We start from the raw sequence: 896 nt of genomic DNA, 5'->3' as shown, positions 1-896 counted from the left end.
GGCGTGGCCACCGCCGCGGCGAGGGCCTGCGCGCGGCGTTCACCTGGCCCTGGTACGCGCTGCGCGCCGTCCTGGGTGTGCTGCCCGCCGCGCTGGTCGCCCTCAGCACCGGGGTCGTGCTGGGTGGTCTGGGCTGGTGGGCCGCCCACAACGGGTTCCTCACCGTCGTCCCTCCGGGCCCCGAAGGTCCCGGCGAGCTTCCCGGCAACGCTCCGTGGGTCACACCCCTCGCGCTGGGGGCGGTCGTCGCCGTGGCGCTGGTCGTGCTGTGGTTCGGCCCCATGTCCCGACGTACCCGCGAGGGTGCCCGCTGGGCGTTGGCGGGGGTCGCGCCGGGCAGCGCCGGGGCGGTGACCCTGGTGGCGCTGGCGCTCGCGGTGTGCGTGGTGCTGCTGGTCCTGACGCTGCAGGTGGGGCCGGTCCCGGCGACGGTGTGGTGGCCCCTGCCCGGGCCGCCCGCGCTGGCCTGACGGAAGGCTCTGTCCAGCTCCTGGCGGGGCGACGTATCGTGTGACCATGGACCGTGCGCAGCTGAGCCACCGGTGGCTCGTGCTCGCCGCCGCGATCGCGGTGGTGGGCGCGCTCGGGGTCGCTCTCGCGCGCAGCGGCGCGGTGCTGCTGCACCAGTGCGTGTCCGGTGAGGGCCTGGTGGGCACGCTCGGCGTGCGCCTGGCGTTGCTGCACGCCGACAGCGCCTGCCCGACCGGGACGCTCGCCCTGGGTGTGGACGGTCGCCAGGTCGCCGGGATCGTCGTGATCGTGGCCCTGCCGGTGCTCCTGGCACACGTGGGTGCCCTGGCACTGGGTCTGGGGGCGCTCGGACGCCTGGGCGCGCTGGCCCGCCGGGTCGCAGGCGTCCTGCGGTGGGTCCCGATCGCCGACCCCGAGCCGCTGCC

At 76.7% G+C, this 896-nt stretch carries 1 protein-coding gene and 1 pseudogene; both read left to right on the top strand.

Going from position 1 to position 896, the window contains the following annotated elements:
• Window positions 1-470 (top strand): annotated as a pseudogene (locus tag N869_RS18125) (hypothetical protein); the annotation flags it as partial.
• Window positions 471-516: 46 nt separating this feature from the next.
• A partial coding sequence (locus N869_RS15515) for a hypothetical protein (protein WP_035063180.1) occupies window positions 517-896 on the top strand: 380 nt, incomplete at its 3' end.

Origin of the sequence: Cellulomonas bogoriensis 69B4 = DSM 16987, from assembly GCF_000767165.1 — a bacterium.
Taxonomy (GTDB): domain Bacteria; phylum Actinomycetota; class Actinomycetes; order Actinomycetales; family Cellulomonadaceae; genus Actinotalea; species Actinotalea bogoriensis.
Note: the sequence above shows the minus strand (reverse complement) of the source record. Positions and strands in the feature narration are given on the sequence as shown.